The sequence below is a fragment of the Geobacillus sp. CCR genome, assembly GCF_052906625.1.
On sequence record NZ_JBREBQ010000052.1, the window covers coordinates 1 to 15,270 of the forward strand.

Below are 15,270 nucleotides of genomic sequence, written 5' to 3' on the forward strand. Positions count from 1 at the left end.
CTCCGAAGATCCTAGGCATCCATCATCGCCCCTAGATACACGCCCGAAGTGTGCTCAAATGCCTCCCGTCCCTTTTGTATCAAGGGTCGAGAGGCATTTTGTTTGCCTAGTCACTGTCGAACTCGGGTCAACGTTCGATTTCCAACTGGCTCAGCTTCTCTGGCGTGAGCGACATCGGCTACTTTTTCACGAAATGGGAAGTCGGCTGCGACGTTTGGGAAGACGCTGAGCGGCTTTGGCATCATTCGCCGCTCAAATACGTCAAACACATGCGCACACCGCTGTTGATTTTGCACAGCGAACGCGATTACCGCTGCCCGATTGAGCAGGCGGAGCAGCTGTTTGTCGCCTTAAAGCAGCTCGGGCGGGAAACAAAGCTCGTCCGCTTTCCGGACGCCAACCACGATTTGTCGCGCACCGGCAACCCTGCTCTTCGGCTTGAGCGTCTTCGCCATATCGTCGACTGGTTTGACCGCTATTTGAAAGGAGCATCGCATTAATCCGAAAGGAGAAACACCATGCACGCACTCGTCATCGGTGGGACAGGCATGTTAACCGACGTGTCGCTTTGGCTCGTGCGAGAAGGGTACCATGTATCCATCGTCGCCCGGAACAGGGAACGGATGGAACGGCTCATCGCCCGCGCCGCACATCTGGAGGCCATTACCCCGCTTTTGGTCGATTATCGCGATCATGATGTACTATGTTCCTTGATTCACCAAACAATCAATGAAAACAGAGCCTTCGACCTTGTTGTCGCATGGGTGCACAGCGACGGGAAACAGGCGTTTCCGGCCATCATCCGGGAAAATAGCAGACATCCCGGTCCTTGGCGTCTGTTCCACGTGCTCGGCAGCCGGGCCCATCCGGCCGAGGCAAAGCGGGAACTCCGTTTGTCTTCCGCTTGCCTGTACCGGCAAATTCAGCTTGGCTTCGTGATCGAAGAGCACAGCACGCGTTGGCTCACCCATCAAGAAATCAGCAGCGGCGTCATTGACGCCATTCGGCGTGATGCGCCGTTTCATCTTGTCGGCACACTAGCATCAGAGAAGAAGCGGCCGCATTAATGGGAAGCGCCCTCTCGTTTGTACCGAGAGGGCGCTTTGTCCGCCTTTGGCGCGGATGGTTTCACGATGGAAGCAGTTCGACATAATCGCCCGTTTTCAAGCCGGCCGCGTTCGCTTCATCGGTGTCAATGTGCATATCTAATGCAAAATCTTCGCTGACGCGGACGATCACTTCGTCAAAAATGAGCGCCCGCTCCCCTTGCGTTTTCACTTTCACAACTTGTTTATCGCGGACGCCAAACGTCTCGGCATCTTTCGGCGTCATATGAATGTGGCGCTTGGCAATGATCACCCCTTTGTCGACGGTCACCGTCCCCTTCGGTCCGTGAATCGTAATGCCTGGCGTTCCGTCAATATCGCCGGATAAGCGGATCGGGGGCGCGACGCCGAGCTTGAAGCTGTCGGTTTTCGAAATTTCAAGCTGGGTGAGCGAACGGACCGGTCCGAGGACGCGGACGTTTTCAATTTTCCCTTTCGGCCCTTCGACCGTCACCGTTTCCTTGGCGGCGAACTGGCCAGGCTGCGACAACGGCTTGAGCACCGTCAGCTCGGCGCCTTCGCCAAACAGCGCCGCCATGTGTTCTTTTGATAAATGAATGTGGCGATTCGATACCCCTACTGGAACCATCAATGGTGATCTCTCCTTTTTTGCTGGCTATGGTATGTTCTTTATATAACGTATCCATTTCCGGCAAAATTAAAGAGGCCGACCTCGCGTCAGCCCCTTGTTTTTGCCCCATATCCTAATTTTTTCAGCAGCGCAATCGCCTGCTCTTTTTCTGCCGCCGTCAGCGCCGAAACCGTTTCGTGAATTTTTTCCGCATGCTCGGGAAATACGCGTTCAATAAACCGCCGCCCCTCTTCTGTAATGGACGCGTACGTGACGCGCCGGTCCTTTTCGCAGGCGCGGCGGACGATCAATCCTTTGTTTTCCAGTTTGTCAATGACGTAGGTGATGCTCCCGCTCGCCAGCAAAATTTTTTCGCCAATTTGCTGGAGCGGCTGATCCCCTTTATGGTATAACAATTCTAACACGGCAAATTCGGTCGGATTGACCCCGAATGAGTGGATTGATTTGTTCACTTGGTCGCTTACGGCGCGGTAAGCCCGCGACAATACGATAAACAACTTTAGCGATTGCTCGAGTTCTTGCTCTTTTTGTTCCATGCCATCCAACCCTTTGCATTTAACCATTTCTTACTTGCATTATACTTGAACAGCAAACAGGCAGGCAACCGTTTTTGCCAGGCGCTGGTCCATTTTTCTCGCCAGCGGCCGTTCCTTTCGCTATGATAATTTTGTTATAGGGCAGCGCTTGGGCGATTGTCACATTTGTGGAAACGGCGCATATGAAAAAATAAAGGCTGATGAAGGGGGAATTGGATGAACGGGGTATTGACCGGCAGTGTGCTGTCCGCCTTATCGACCGGACTTGGCGCTGTGCCGATTTTGTTTATGGCCAAATCGCTCACCCACCGCTGGCGCGATGTGCTCCTCGCGTTTTCAGCCGGCATTATGATGGCGGCCTCGATGACAAGTCTTATTCCCGAGGCCCTGCGGTCCGGCGGTTTTGAGGCGCTCGCCATCGGATTGGCGGCGGGGGTGCTCGTGTTAACGTTGCTTGAGATGACCGTCCCCCATATCGACTTGGAGCATACGAAAAGCGGCTTGCAATTCGACGAAAAGGCGATGCTCATCATCGCCGCCATTGCGATGCACAATCTCCCCGAAGGGCTGTCAGTCGGGGTGAGCTACGCCTCAGACGGCGCTTCGCAAATCGGCAATTTGATCGCATTGGCCATCGGCTTGCAAAACGCGCCGGAAGGATTTTTGGTCGCCTTGTTTTTAGTCAATCAGCAGATTGGCCGCTTTAAAGCGTTTGTCATTGCCACGTTAACCGGCGCGGTCGAAATTGTGACGTCTTTGCTCGGCTTTTATTTAACCTCTCTCTTCCGCGGCCTCGTTCCATACGGGTTGGCGTTTGCCGCCGGGGCGATGCTGTTTATCATTTACAAAGAGCTCATTCCCGAAAGCCATGGCGATGGAAATGAACGGACATCGACGTACGCGTTTATTGTCGGCATTTTGTTTATGATTTTTCTAACACAATCGTTTTAACGAAAACAACCCCGCTGCCTGTATATAAGCAGCGGGGCGTTCATTGTTATTGGACGGCTTCCTCTTTTTCTTCATATGGATGAGCGACCCAGCCGGACGGGTCGATAAACAAGCGCACCGCAACGACCCGACGGTCATCCATGAGCGTAAAGTAATGCGGATTCCCTTCCGGCACGGAAATGACGTCGCCGGCTTCAAGCTCTACATCAAAATAGCCGGTTTCTTTGTCGCCTTTGATGATGAAAATGCCATGGCCGGCCGTAATGGCGCGCACTTCATCTTCCGTATGGATGTGCACTTGTTCAAATTTTTTCAGCAACTCATCCAAGTTCGGCGTCGCGTCGGACAGAGCGACGATATCCCACGTTTTGTAGCCGCGGCGCGCCGCTAAATCTTCAATTTCGTCTTTGAACGTCGCTAAAATTTCATTTTTTTCTTCATCTGTCAGAACATATTTATCGCGCAAATGCTCCGGCAGTTTCGTGATGTCCCAATGTTCATACAACACCCCTTGACTGTTCAAAAACGCGCGCACATTGTCTTCTCCTTCAATCACTTGGCCCGTTTTTCTCACTTTGATGACTGCCATTGTTCACATCCTCCTTTGGAAAAATGTATATGGATTAGCCAACCGGCAGGCCGGCCCGCTGCAAAAGCAGCCGCTTCACCTGCCAGCGGAACAAAAACTCCCATGCCTCCAAATGTTTTTTCGCTTCAAACGCTGTACGCCCCCAGACCGTGATGCCATGGTTTTGGATCAACACGGCGCCGGCGTCGCCATGGATATAGTTCGCAAACTCCCGAGCGAGCGTTGGAATGTCGGCGTAATTGTCAATGATCGGGATGCGCACGGCGGCATTTTCTTCCCAAATGCCGAACGCCTTGATGATTTCCTGGCCGGAAAAGACCGCTTCCCCGTTTTGCGCATACAGTTCAGAAATCAAATTGTTGTCCACGGTATGAACGTGCAAGACGCAACCGGCGTTTGTGCGGTTGTAAATTTCCACATGCAGCAGCGTCTCCGCTGATGGCTTTAAATGTGTTTTCTCCGCTGGTCGGCCGGCAGCGTCAACGAGCAAGAAGTCCTCATCCGTTTGCTTCCGCTTATCCTTGCCGCTCGCTGTCACCAAAAACGTCAACGGGTCGTCCGTCACTTTGATCGACAAATTGCCGCTTGTTGCGAAAAACCAATCGCGGGCGGCGAGCTCGGCTTTCACTTCCGCAAGCTCGTTCCACTTTTTCACGACAATGCTCATACGATCACCTCCATTCGCTGCAACGCATCCATCACGTCAAAAAACGTCGCAAATGGCGCGTGCGGCAGGTCAAGCTCTTGACATTTTTCAAGCAGAAAATCGCGCGCCAGCACATAGTCGGCTTGCCTGGCCACCGCCAAGTCGGTGATCGAATCGCCGATGACGACGTGATACCCGTCCGGGCGGGCAAGCCTGCGCAATAGCGACGGCTTGCAGCAGCCGCAGCCGTTTTGGCACTCACCGTCGCATGCATGCGGCCATGTGATGCGGATCGTCTCACCGCTGAAATCGGAGCCGTTGCAAAAAATGCGCTCCGGTTCAATGAGCCCTTCAAGCAGCGGATAGACGAAAAAGTCGATGCCGCCGCTCACGATATAGAGCGGGATGCTTTGCTCTTTTGTCCATGCGACAAACTCGCGGAACCCTTCGCGCAAGCGGGCGGTGCTAAGCAAAAAGTCAACAATCTCCCCTTTCAGCGCTGACGGAAGAAGCGAAAACATTTTTCCGACGCCTTCCTGAACGGAGATGCGCTGGGCGAGAATGTCGTCCTTTAGCGTCTCCCACTCCGGCGGGGCGAACTGTTTCATAATCGCGATGATGTTGTCGTTTTCCGTGATCGTGCCGTCAAAATCGCAAAAAAGAACGAGTTGTTTCGTCATGCTTCCACCTCAATAGCGCCCCAGCGGTCGATCGCCTTTTGCAGCGCCTCGTTGTCTTTCGCCGCTTCACGAAGCGGACGGCCGACCAGCGCTGCGTCGATGGCGGCGCGAAACGCCTTTCCGCCGCCGATCGCCCCGTCCGGGTGGCCGTGGATGCCGCCGCCGGCGTTGACGACGCTGTCAAGGCCAAAATCGCGGACAAGGAGCGGCACCAAGCCCGGATGGATGCCGGCCGATGGCACTGGAAACGCCCGGGCAAACGGCTCTTGTTCATCGGTCAGCGCCCGGGCGATGCCAAGCGCCTGCTCGCGCTCCAAGGCGACGCTGCCGTACGGCGACGGGAACAGGACAAAGTCGGCGCCGGCGAGCCGCAAAAGCTTTCCAAGCCAAAGCGAAGGAGCCACCCCATAAAATTCAGACGGCGTAACAGCGCCGCTGAACGCCGGGTGAGCCATAATCGGCACCGCAATCTCCTCATCCTCGCGCAACGCCTGCAACACGTCAAGCCCATAAGCGAAGACGTTAAACAACAGCACATCAGCGCCAAGCTCGGCGGCTCGTTTCGCTTTGTCCTTTAACGCAAACGTTTTGCCGGTCAAGTTGACGGCATACAACGTCCGCTTGCCTGTTTGTTCGTACACTTCCTGAAGCGCCGCCTTGCCCTCGGTGATCCGCTTTTCAAACGGAAGAAGTTCGCTGTCAAACAAAATTTCATCGTCTTTGACCAGGTCAACGCCGCCGAGCGCCTGTTTTTTCAATTCCGACGTCAAGTACGCCAAATCGCGGCCGATCATGCCTTTAAAAATGCTCATCAACAGTGGGCGGTTATGCACCCCGACTCGGTCGCGAATGCCGTCGATGCCAAAGCGCGGCCCAGGAAACTGTCGCTTCCATTCATCCGGAAACTCTAAATCAAGCAGCCGCACTTCACCGTCGAGCGACAGCTTGCCGAACGTCGTGACCAACAATGCCGGCAAATCGGCGCTGAAGTTGACTGTCGGGTAGGCGATTTTGACGATCGCCCGCTTCAGCCGCTTGCCGAAATAGGCGTTTACCCGCTCGCTTTCGCCAAGCTCTTCAATAGCGACGACTTCCCCTTTATGTTTGCGAAGCTGCTCCTGCTCCAACGCCGGCAAGTCGGTCCATGTGCCGACTGTCAAGCCGAGCGCGATCCCTTCCGCCTTTTTCCGAATGTCTGTTTCATCATGAAGCAAATACGTTGCCATCACTGCACTCATCGTTCATCCCTCTCAATCTCGAAATAAAAACGCCTCTTCATAAGAAGAGGCGTCACTCATCCATGGCGCTCTTCTTATCTCTCAGCGTTTCCGCTGCAAGAATTAGCACCGTGCTTGGCGCGCGCCAAGCCGGTTGCCGGGCTTCATTGGGCTCGTCCCTCCGCCTGCTCTTGATAAGAAAGCCTGCTCGTTTATGCACTTGTCAAACAATTGGCAAATTTACTTTGAATTATGACATCGCCGATTGGCGTTGTCAATCATTTTTCAAAAATTTTTTTCGAACAATCCAAGGCGGCCGATCCGCTCCGCTGCTTCGCGAAGCCGCGCTTCATCGGTCAAGAGGCCGACGCGCACATACCCTTCGCCGTGCTCGCCGAACCCGATGCCTGGGGCGACGGCGACATGCGCCCGCTCAAGCAGCATGTCGGCAAACTCAGCGGATGATATGCCTTTTGGCAGCGGAAGCCAGGCGAAAAACGACCCATATGGCGCCGGCGCTTCCCAACCGATCTCGCAGAGCGCAGCGATGAACGCATTGCGGCGCGCCTCATACAATGCGACCAACTCCGTGACACAATCTTGCGGACCAAGGAGCGCCGCGGCGGCCGCTTCTTGGATGGCGCCGAACAAGCTGACATACAAATGATCCTGCAAAAGCTCAAGCGCCCGAATGATCCGCTCGTTGCCGACGGCAAACGCCACACGCCAGCCGGCCATATTGTATGTTTTCGAAAACGTATAAATTTCGACGCCGACGTCTTTCGCCCCATCGGCTTCCAGGAAGCTGACCGGTTTCCGGCCGTCAAAGCCGATCGCCCCATAAGCGAAATCGTGCACGACGGCAATGCCGTGCTTGGCGGCAAACGCCACCGTCTCCGCGAAAAATTCCTTTGTCGCCGTCGCACCGGTCGGATTGTTCGGATAGTTTAAAAACATGAGCTTCGCTCGGTCGGCGACCGACTCCGGAATGGCTTCGTAATCCGGTAAGAATCCGTTTTCCGAAGAAAGCGGCATCATCTCCATCCGCGCGCGGGCAAGCGCGATCCCCGACCAATAGTCCGGATAGCCCGGGTCCGGGACAAGCACCACATCGCCCGGGTTGACGAGGCAAAGCGGCAGCTCGACAAGCCCGGCTTTGCCGCCGAACAAGATGGCGACCTCGCGGGCCGGGTCGATCGTCACCCCGTACTCGCGCGCGTAAAACGCCGCTACGGCTTCTTTCAAAAACGAGTAGCCTTGAAACGGCGAATATTTATGGTATTTTGGGTTCGCGGCTGCCTTCTGCATCGCTTCGACAATGTGCGCCGGCGTCGGCTGATCCGGATTGCCCTGCCCTAAGTTGATCACATCATAACCCGCCTTGATCTTCGCACCGACTTTCGCCACGAGCGAGGCGAAAAACTGCTTCGGCAGCTGTTCAAGCAGTTCGGAAAAGGGAAATTCGATCGTCATCGTCCACACCTTCTCAAAAATTCTTGAAATTCTAGTGCAACATCATATATCGTTAAAAGCAAAATGTAAAGAAAAATTTTTTTCCGAGGTGAACGCTCATGACGATCCGCATCGCCTGCCTGCAGCTTGACATTGCATTTGGCGATCCAGCAAAAAACGAACAGCAAGCCGAACAGGCCGTGGAATCCGCTGCCAAAGACGGCGCTGACATCATCGTGCTGCCAGAGTTATGGACGACCGGCTACGATTTGACGCGCCTGGATGAAATTGCCGACGAAGGCGCCGAACGGGCGAAGGCGCTCGCTTCCCGATTGGCGCAAACGTACGGCGTCCATTTCGTCGCTGGTTCGGTCGCCAAAAAAACAGCCGCCGGCGTGACAAACACGATGATCGTGGCCGACCGCCATGGCCAAATCGTCGGCGAATACAGCAAACTCCATCTGTTCCAATTAATGGATGAACATTTGTATTTGCAGCCGGGAAGCAGCTTAGGCTTGTTTTCGCTCGACGGGCTTGCATGCGCCGGGGTCATTTGCTATGACATCCGCTTTCCGGAGTGGATTCGCGCCCATGCTTTGGCTGGGGCGGAAGTGCTGTTTGTCGTCGCCGAATGGCCGCTTCCCCGCCTGCACCATTGGCGGACGCTCTTGATGGCGCGGGCGATTGAAAACCAATGCTACGTCGTCGCCTGCAACCGGGCTGGCCGCGACCCGAACAACGTCTTTGCCGGCCATTCGCTCGTCATCGACCCATGGGGCGAAGTGATCGCCGAGGCGGACGAGAAGCCGGGCATTCTCTCGGCCGACATCGATCCCGCACTCGTTGCGGACGTCCGCGCGCGCATCCCGGTGTTTGCCGACCGCCGGCCGCACGACTACGAAGCGGCAAAAAATTTTTTCAAAACGTATTGACAATCGATTGATCGACCATGTATCATTCGAATCAAACAACCAAACGATTGACAACATCGTGAAAATTGCAAAAACTGAATACGAGAAATCGGTACTCTTATCAAGAGTTGGCTGAGGGAATTGGCCCAATGAAGCCCAGCAACCGACCGTAATACTATCGTGAGATAGGGCGCACGCCAAGGGCGGCGCCGGAAGCGTCATGCTTCCGCAGGGCACGGTGCTAAGTCCAACAGAAAGACCGATGTCTTTCTGAAAGATAAGAGGCGCGAAGAACGAATGAATCTTCAAGCCTCTTTCCGTATGCGAAAGAGGCTTTTTCATTTGCCGGAAACGCCGAGATTTCAGCGCCGCGTCAGAACCGGCATTTGAAAACGAGCGAAATGAAAAAAGGGGGAACAAGGAAATGACCACTGTTCAAACATCGGTTTACGAACCGCTGACCGAACCGAAGGCGGTATCTCTCGCTGTCCGCCTCGGCCTATTCCGCGACGGAGCGCCGCTTGCCTGCCGCGAGATCGGCGACGGGAACTTGAACCTTGTTTTTCATATCGTCGATCAAGAAACGAAACAAGGCGTCATCATCAAACAAGCGTTGCCGTACGCCAAAGTGGTCGGCGAAAGCTGGCCGCTCACGTTAAAGCGCGCTGTCATTGAAAGCAACGCGCTGCGCACGTTTGCGAGCTACGTGCCGCAATACGTGCCGAAAGTCTACTATTCTGACGAATCGCTCGCCATTACGGTGATGGAAGACTTATCCCGTTTGCAAATCGCCCGCAAAGGGCTGATCGAAGGGAAAACGTATCCGCTTTTGTCCCAGCATATCGGCGAGTTTGTTGCCAAAACGGCGTTTTATACGTCTGACTTCGGCATGAACCAGCAAGAGAAAAAGAAATTGGCGCAAAGCTTCGTCAATCCGGAACTGTGCAAAATTACCGAAGACCTCGTCTTCACCGACCCGTTTTTTGACCATGAAACGAACAACTTTGAAGACGAATTGCGCCCAGACGTTGAAGCTCTTTGGCGCGATGACCGCCTCCACCTGGAAGCAGCAAAGCTGAAGCGCAAGTTTTTAACCGAAGCCGATGTGCTCTTGCATGGCGATTTGCATACCGGCAGCATTTTCGTAAGCGCCGACGAAACGAAAGTGATCGACCCAGAATTCGCCTTTTACGGTCCGATCGGGTTTGACCTTGGCCAATTTTTCGCCAATTTGCTGTTAAATGCGTTGTCCCGCTCTGAATTAGAGCGCCAACCGCTCTTTGACCACATCGACCGGACATGGGACGTCTTTGCGTCCGTGTTCTCAAACCTTTGGCGCACCGAGAGCGTGGAAACGTACGCCGCGACGCCGGGCTTGCTCGAGGACGTGCTCCGGCACGCGTTCATCGACGCCGTCGGCTTTGCCGGCTGCGAAGTCATCCGCCGGACGATCGGCCTCGCCCATGTGGCGGACCTTGACGGCATCGAGCACAAAGATGAACGGCTTGTTGCCAAACGGCATGCCCTCCGTCTCGGCCGCCGCTTGATCATTGAGCGCCGCGTGTTCACCGGAACGGAAGACTTCCGCCGCCTGTTTGCCGAAACGGAACAATAATGCCATACAATCGTCCGGGTCTCGACGCAAGCTGCGCGGCGCTGACCCGGACAAACCAAAAAAAAAGAGAAAGGAAGATGGCGATGAGCACCTTTGCCATCCCACGCTCCGTTGAATGGCGCGAGACGCATGTGACGATTTTAAACCAGCAAAAGCTTCCATCCATCATCGAATATATCGACTTGCACACTCTGGAAGACGTCTATGAGGCGATTGCCACGCTGAAAGTGCGCGGCGCGCCGGCGATCGGCATCACCGCCGCCTATGGCCTGGCGCTTGCCGCTTTACGCTACGACACCGAATCGCTCGATGAATTCCGCCGTCGCTTGAAACGAGATCGTGACTACCTAGCCAGTGCCCGGCCGACTGCCGTCAACTTGTTTTGGGCGCTCGATCGGCTCGTCACCGCTGCGGCCGACGCCCTTTCCGTCAACGAGGCCAAAACGACGCTCGTCCACGAAGCGATTCGCATTCAAGTAGAAGACGAGGATGTGTGCCGCCGCATTGGCGAGCATGCCTTGTCGCTCTTCAGGCCCGGCGAGCGGGTGATGACGATTTGCAACGCCGGCTCGATCGCCACCGCCCGCTACGGAACGGCGCTCGCCCCGTTTTATTTGGCGAAAGAAAAAGGAATTGAACTATCCGTTTACGCTCTCGAGACGCGGCCGGTGTTGCAAGGGGCGCGCCTGACCGCTTGGGAACTGATGCAAGCGGGCGTTGATGTGACGCTCATCACCGACAACATGGCAGCGCAAGCGATCAAGGCGAAAGGCATTGGCGCCATCATCGTCGGCGCCGACCGGATCGCGCAAAACGGCGATACGGCGAACAAAATCGGCACGTTCGGCCTGGCCTTGCTCGCGAAGTCGTTTGACATTCCGTTTTACGTCGCTGCGCCGTTGTCCACGATCGATTTGACGACGAAAACAGGTGCGGACATCCCGATCGAAGAGCGCCATCCGGATGAAGTGACCCACATCGCCGGCGTGCGCATCGCCCCGGAAGGCGTCAACGTATACAATCCGGCGTTTGACGTAACGCCAAACGAACTCATTACCGCGATCATTACCGAAAAAGGCATCATTCGCGGCAATTACAACGCAACGCTGCCATCATTATTCACAAAGGAGGAGCAGCATGAAACGATTTAAGGCCTTATCGTTCCTTTCTCTTCTTTTCTTTGCCGTGTTCTCCGTCTTGGCCGGCTGCACGAACGAGCAAGACGCCGTGAGCTCTAAGCCGGCCAACGAAACGAAGCAAACGGCCATCCAAGGCGACACCGTCTCATCCAACAGCCAAACCGCATCGAGCAGCGAACAGGCGGCCATCCCGGAGAAGCTGAAAAAACCGGTGAAGATCGCCGCCATTATGCAACTGTCCATCGGCACGTTCTCATCGCAATACATCGCCGGCGTCAAAGAACAAGTGCAAAAATTCGGCGGCGAGGTGCAAATTTACAACGCCGACAACGATTTAACCAAAATGGCATCGTACGTTGAGACGGCCATTACACAAAATGTGGACGCCATTTTGCTTGACCACGGCCGCGCCGATGCGCTCGAAGGCCCGGTGAAAAAAGCCGTCGCCAAAGGCATTCCAGTTGTGGCGTTTGACAACGATTTGAACATTCCCGGCGTCACCGTCATCGACCAAGACGACTACAGCCTCGCCTGGAAAACATTAAAAACGCTCGCAGAAGACTTAAACGGGGAAGGCAACATCGTCACGATTTGGGTCGGCGGCTTTACCCCGATGGAACGCCGCCATGTCATTTATGACGCGTTCAAAAAACGCTATCCGAACATTAAAGAAATTGCCAAGTTTGGCACGGCGAGCGCCAACACAGCTTTGGACACACAAACGCAAATGGAAGCGATTTTGAAAAAATACCCGAACAAAGGCGACATTGACGCTGTCTTCGCAACTTGGGACGAGTTCGCCAAAGGGGCGACGCGCGCCATCGAGCAAGCTGGGCGCACGGAAATTAAAGTGTATGGCATCGATTTGAGCGATGAAGACTTGCAAATGATCCAAAAACCAAACAGCCCATGGGTGGCGACAACGGCGACCGACCCAGCCGAAGTCGGCCGCGTCCAAGTGCGGTTCGCGTATCAAAAAATCGCTGGAGAAAAAACGCCGAACATTTACTCGCTTGAGCCGCATTTAGTGAAACGGTCCGATCTTCCGGACAAACAAGTGTCGATGAATGAGCTTTCGCAATACATCCCGGGCTGGGGGCAATCCAATGTCGCCATCTCGCCGTGGATGAAAACGTTGGAAGCCCAGGTGAACAAAAAATGAACGGGTTGTCAATGCGGGGCATGGAAAAATCGTTTGGCGCCGTGCGCGTGCTCGACGGCGTGGACTTCGACGTTCGTCCTGGCGAAGTCCACGCCCTTTTAGGCATGAACGGCGCCGGCAAAAGCACGCTCATGAACATTTTGGCCGGCGCCATTCCGCCTGACGCTGGTACGATCACGATCGACGGTACGATATACACGTTTTCATCGCCGCGCGAAGCAAAACAAGCCGGCATCGGCCTCGTCGTTCAAGAAGTTGACACAGCGCTCTTTCCCGGCTTGCCGATTTACGAAAATGTAGCGGCGGACGAGTTCGTCCATGTGAAGCAACGGCCGATTCGCTCGCTGCGTCAAGAAAAAGAGCGGGCCGCCGCCCTGCTTCGCCGCGTCGGCCTGTCGTTGCCGCCGACGAAATTGGTTCGCGACTGCTCGCTCCATGAAAAGCAGCTGATTGTGCTCGCCAAAGTGCTGTCATCCAACGCGCGCTATATCATCCTAGACGAACCGACGGCCGCCTTAAGCGAGGCGGAAACAAGGCGTCTGTTTGCCATCATCGATGAACTGAAGCAGCAAGGCGTCGGCTTTATTTACATCTCTCATAAACTGAAAGAAGTTCAGGAGATCGCTGACCGGCTGACGATTTTGCGCGACGGCCGCGTCGTCTATCACGGAGGCGCCCGCAGCCTGCCGCTTGAGGACATCGTCCTTCATATGACTGGAACGAAGCGGACCGCCGCCGCGAAACAAGCACGCACATACAGAAGCGACATCGCGTTTGCCGCCCGCGGAATTTTGATCGACAAAACCGGGACAACAGTCGACCTATACGCCCACCGCGGCGAAATCGTCGGCATCGCTGGCCTCGTCGGCGCCGGCAAGACGGAGCTTGCCGAAAGCCTCATCGCCCACCGGAACACATCCGGCGAGTGGGAAATTGATGGCAGACGCTATGTGTTCTCATCGCCTTATGAAGCCATCGACGCCGGCCTTTGCCTCATCCCGGAAGAACGGCGCAAACAAGGGTTGTTTTTGCCCGAATCAGTGAAAACGAACTTGACCGTCCGCCTTCTTTCCCGCCTGTCGCGCTGGCAATGGATCAGCTGGGCGAAAGAAGCGGCTGAAGCCGACGGGCTCGTCCGCTCGCTAGGTGTTCATCCGCCGTCAAGCACCACCGTCGTTCGCCACTTGAGCGGCGGCAATCAACAAAAAGTCGTCATCGGCAAATGGCTCAACACAAACGCACGCGTCTTTTTGTTTGACGAACCGACCAAAGGGATCGACGTCCATGCGAAGCAAGAGGTGTTTTCCATCATTCGCTCCCTTGCCGATGAAGGAAAAACGGTGCTGTACTTTTCCAGCGAATTTCAAGAGCTGCTTGACATTTGCGACACCATCTACGTGATGGTCGACGGCCGGCTACTCGCTCGCCTGCCGGCCGCTGAATTGACGTATGAACAGCTTGTTTACTATTGCAGCGGAGGTGAGATCCATGAGCCAGCCAGCCGTTTCCACAACGCCGTCGAAAAAAACGGCGCCGTCCATTCTTGAATTGTTGTATAAACACGGCACCTTGCTGGCCATTCTTGCCGTTATCGCCTACTTCGGCATCACGCAAGACCGATTTTTTACGTATGAAAACTTCAGTGACATTTTGCGGTCCATTTCGATCGTGACGCTCGTGGCAATCGGCATTACGTTTTCGCTCATCGTCGATGGCTTCGATTTGTCCGTCGGCTCGACGGTGAGCCTAGCGACGATCGCGAGCGCAGCGGCGCTCGTCCTGTACCGCCAAGAAATTTTCATCACCCTGCTCGTGCCGCTGTTGCTCGGCATTGCTGTCGGGCTCTTGAACTCGTTGTTGATCGTCAAATTCAAATTGCCCGATTTGCTCGCGACGTTGGCGACGATGTACGCCATTAACGGCGTGCAGCTCACCTATACGAAAGGGTTTTCGATCTACAACGACATGCCGCTGCCCGATGGCGGCACGGCGCCGGGCAAATTCATTCCTTCCTTTTTATTTATCGGCCAGGGAGAGCTGTTCGGCGTGCCGTTTTCGGTCTTGCTTATGCTGTTTGTCGTCATTGCCGCTCATCTGTTTTTAACGTACACGAAACCCGGCCGCCTCTTTTATTTGACCGGGGAAAACCGCGAGGCGGCAAGGCTCTCAGGCATCCCGGTCAACCGCTATCGGACATATGCATACGTCATCAGCGGGTTTTTTGCGGCCTTAGGCGGCATCGTCCTTGCCTCGCGCATCGGCACCGGGCAAGTGTCGGCCGGCGCCTCGCTTTTAATGGACAGCGTCGCCGCCGCCTACATCGGCTTTTCCGTCTTTGGCGCCGGCAAGCCGAACGTCATCGGCACATTGTTCGGCTCGATTTTAATGGGCGTGTTGCTGAACGGCTTGACGATGGCAAACGTTCCGTATTACGCCCAAGACATTATAAAAGGCGCCATTTTAGTCGGCGCCCTCGCCTTGTCGCATTGGCAAAAAAAATAACGCCCGATCTCTGCCCCCGTGGATGGCAATCCTCGGGGGCAGATGCGTGTGCGCCCGGCATGGGTGCAGTCTATAGGGTGAAAGTCCCGAACTGCGAAGGCAGAAGTAGCAGTTAGCTTAACGCAAGGGTGTCTGCGGCGACGCAGAATCTGAAGGAAGCGGGCGGCAAACT

15 protein-coding genes, 1 pseudogene and 2 riboswitches are annotated in these 15,270 nt (G+C 55.1%); of the genes and pseudogenes, 9 read left to right on the top strand and 7 right to left on the bottom strand.

Features of this window, described 5'->3' with window-relative positions:
- Positions 1 to 128: 128 nt before the first annotated feature.
- A pseudogene (locus tag ACVBDQ_RS16530) lies at positions 129 to 500 on the top strand (alpha/beta hydrolase family protein); the annotation flags it as partial.
- An 18-nt stretch (positions 501 to 518) separates the two neighbouring features.
- Positions 519 to 1,067 carry a short-chain dehydrogenase gene (locus ACVBDQ_RS16535; RefSeq protein WP_014195275.1) on the top strand — a complete coding sequence of 183 codons (549 nt, stop codon included), beginning with the start codon at positions 519 to 521 and terminating at the stop codon, positions 1,065 to 1,067.
- Positions 1,068 to 1,128: 61 nt separating this feature from the next.
- Here the strand turns inward: ACVBDQ_RS16535 and ACVBDQ_RS16540 are convergent, their stop codons facing one another.
- On the bottom strand, positions 1,129 to 1,695 hold the full coding sequence (locus tag ACVBDQ_RS16540) for a phosphate propanoyltransferase (RefSeq protein ID WP_021321403.1): 567 nt from the start codon (positions 1,693 to 1,695) through the stop codon (positions 1,129 to 1,131).
- An 89-nt stretch (positions 1,696 to 1,784) separates the two neighbouring features.
- Complete coding sequence (locus tag ACVBDQ_RS16545) at positions 1,785 to 2,234, bottom strand: MarR family winged helix-turn-helix transcriptional regulator (protein WP_014195273.1); 450 nt, start codon at positions 2,232 to 2,234, stop codon at positions 1,785 to 1,787.
- A gap of 216 nt (positions 2,235 to 2,450) precedes the next feature.
- Between ACVBDQ_RS16545 and ACVBDQ_RS16550 the strand changes: the two genes are divergently transcribed.
- The gene (locus ACVBDQ_RS16550; protein WP_014195272.1) at positions 2,451 to 3,185 is read left to right on the top strand and encodes a ZIP family metal transporter; all 735 of its coding nucleotides are present in this window, start codon (positions 2,451 to 2,453) and stop codon (positions 3,183 to 3,185) included.
- A gap of 46 nt (positions 3,186 to 3,231) precedes the next feature.
- Here ACVBDQ_RS16550 and ACVBDQ_RS16555 read toward each other — a convergent pair whose 3' ends face one another.
- From ACVBDQ_RS16555 to ACVBDQ_RS16575, 5 genes are all read right to left on the bottom strand, one after another.
- Positions 3,232 to 3,774, bottom strand: coding sequence for a 1,2-dihydroxy-3-keto-5-methylthiopentene dioxygenase (locus tag ACVBDQ_RS16555; RefSeq protein WP_011230457.1), 543 nt, complete (start codon positions 3,772 to 3,774; stop codon positions 3,232 to 3,234).
- 34 nt (positions 3,775 to 3,808) lie between these two features.
- Positions 3,809 to 4,441 (bottom strand): methylthioribulose 1-phosphate dehydratase, encoded by a 633-nt coding sequence (locus ACVBDQ_RS16560; RefSeq protein ID WP_021321406.1) that lies wholly within the window; start codon positions 4,439 to 4,441, stop codon positions 3,809 to 3,811.
- Entirely contained in the window at positions 4,438 to 5,100 is a 663-nt protein-coding gene (mtnX, locus tag ACVBDQ_RS16565) for a 2-hydroxy-3-keto-5-methylthiopentenyl-1-phosphate phosphatase (RefSeq protein ID WP_138187369.1), read from the bottom strand. Before mtnX ends, ACVBDQ_RS16560 begins: the two co-directional genes overlap by 4 nt.
- Entirely contained in the window at positions 5,097 to 6,338 is a 1,242-nt protein-coding gene (gene mtnW, locus ACVBDQ_RS16570) for a 2,3-diketo-5-methylthiopentyl-1-phosphate enolase (protein WP_031205662.1), read from the bottom strand. Before mtnW ends, mtnX begins: the two co-directional genes overlap by 4 nt.
- A 71-nt stretch (positions 6,339 to 6,409) precedes the next feature.
- A riboswitch (SAM riboswitch) is annotated at positions 6,410 to 6,518 on the bottom strand.
- Positions 6,519 to 6,602: 84 nt separating this feature from the next.
- Positions 6,603 to 7,790, bottom strand: a complete 1,188-nt coding sequence (locus tag ACVBDQ_RS16575; protein ID WP_021321409.1) for a pyridoxal phosphate-dependent aminotransferase — start codon at positions 7,788 to 7,790, stop codon at positions 6,603 to 6,605.
- A 98-nt stretch (positions 7,791 to 7,888) separates the two neighbouring features.
- Between ACVBDQ_RS16575 and ACVBDQ_RS16580 the strand changes: the two genes are divergently transcribed.
- The 6 genes from ACVBDQ_RS16580 (at position 7,889) to ACVBDQ_RS16605 (ending at position 15,098) form a co-directional block, all read left to right on the top strand.
- Positions 7,889 to 8,701 carry a carbon-nitrogen family hydrolase gene (locus tag ACVBDQ_RS16580; protein WP_014195268.1) on the top strand — a complete coding sequence of 271 codons (813 nt, stop codon included), beginning with the start codon at positions 7,889 to 7,891 and terminating at the stop codon, positions 8,699 to 8,701.
- 94 nt (positions 8,702 to 8,795) lie between these two features.
- Positions 8,796 to 8,964: riboswitch (SAM riboswitch) on the top strand.
- Between the two features lie 140 nt (positions 8,965 to 9,104).
- On the top strand, positions 9,105 to 10,295 hold the full coding sequence (gene mtnK, locus ACVBDQ_RS16585; RefSeq protein ID WP_014195267.1) for an S-methyl-5-thioribose kinase: 1,191 nt from the start codon (positions 9,105 to 9,107) through the stop codon (positions 10,293 to 10,295).
- Positions 10,296 to 10,378: 83 nt separating this feature from the next.
- The gene (gene mtnA, locus ACVBDQ_RS16590) at positions 10,379 to 11,446 is read left to right on the top strand and encodes an S-methyl-5-thioribose-1-phosphate isomerase (RefSeq protein WP_011230450.1); all 1,068 of its coding nucleotides are present in this window, start codon (positions 10,379 to 10,381) and stop codon (positions 11,444 to 11,446) included.
- Entirely contained in the window at positions 11,433 to 12,596 is a 1,164-nt protein-coding gene (locus ACVBDQ_RS16595) for a sugar ABC transporter substrate-binding protein (protein ID WP_014195266.1), read from the top strand. Before mtnA ends, ACVBDQ_RS16595 begins: the two co-directional genes overlap by 14 nt.
- Positions 12,593 to 14,143 (top strand): sugar ABC transporter ATP-binding protein, encoded by a 1,551-nt coding sequence (locus tag ACVBDQ_RS16600; RefSeq protein ID WP_011230448.1) that lies wholly within the window; start codon positions 12,593 to 12,595, stop codon positions 14,141 to 14,143. Before ACVBDQ_RS16595 ends, ACVBDQ_RS16600 begins: the two co-directional genes overlap by 4 nt.
- Positions 14,085 to 15,098 carry an ABC transporter permease gene (locus ACVBDQ_RS16605; protein WP_062898492.1) on the top strand — a complete coding sequence of 338 codons (1,014 nt, stop codon included), beginning with the start codon at positions 14,085 to 14,087 and terminating at the stop codon, positions 15,096 to 15,098. The genes ACVBDQ_RS16600 and ACVBDQ_RS16605 overlap by 59 nt, the downstream gene beginning before the upstream one ends.
- The last annotated feature ends 172 nt before the right edge of the window (positions 15,099 to 15,270 follow it).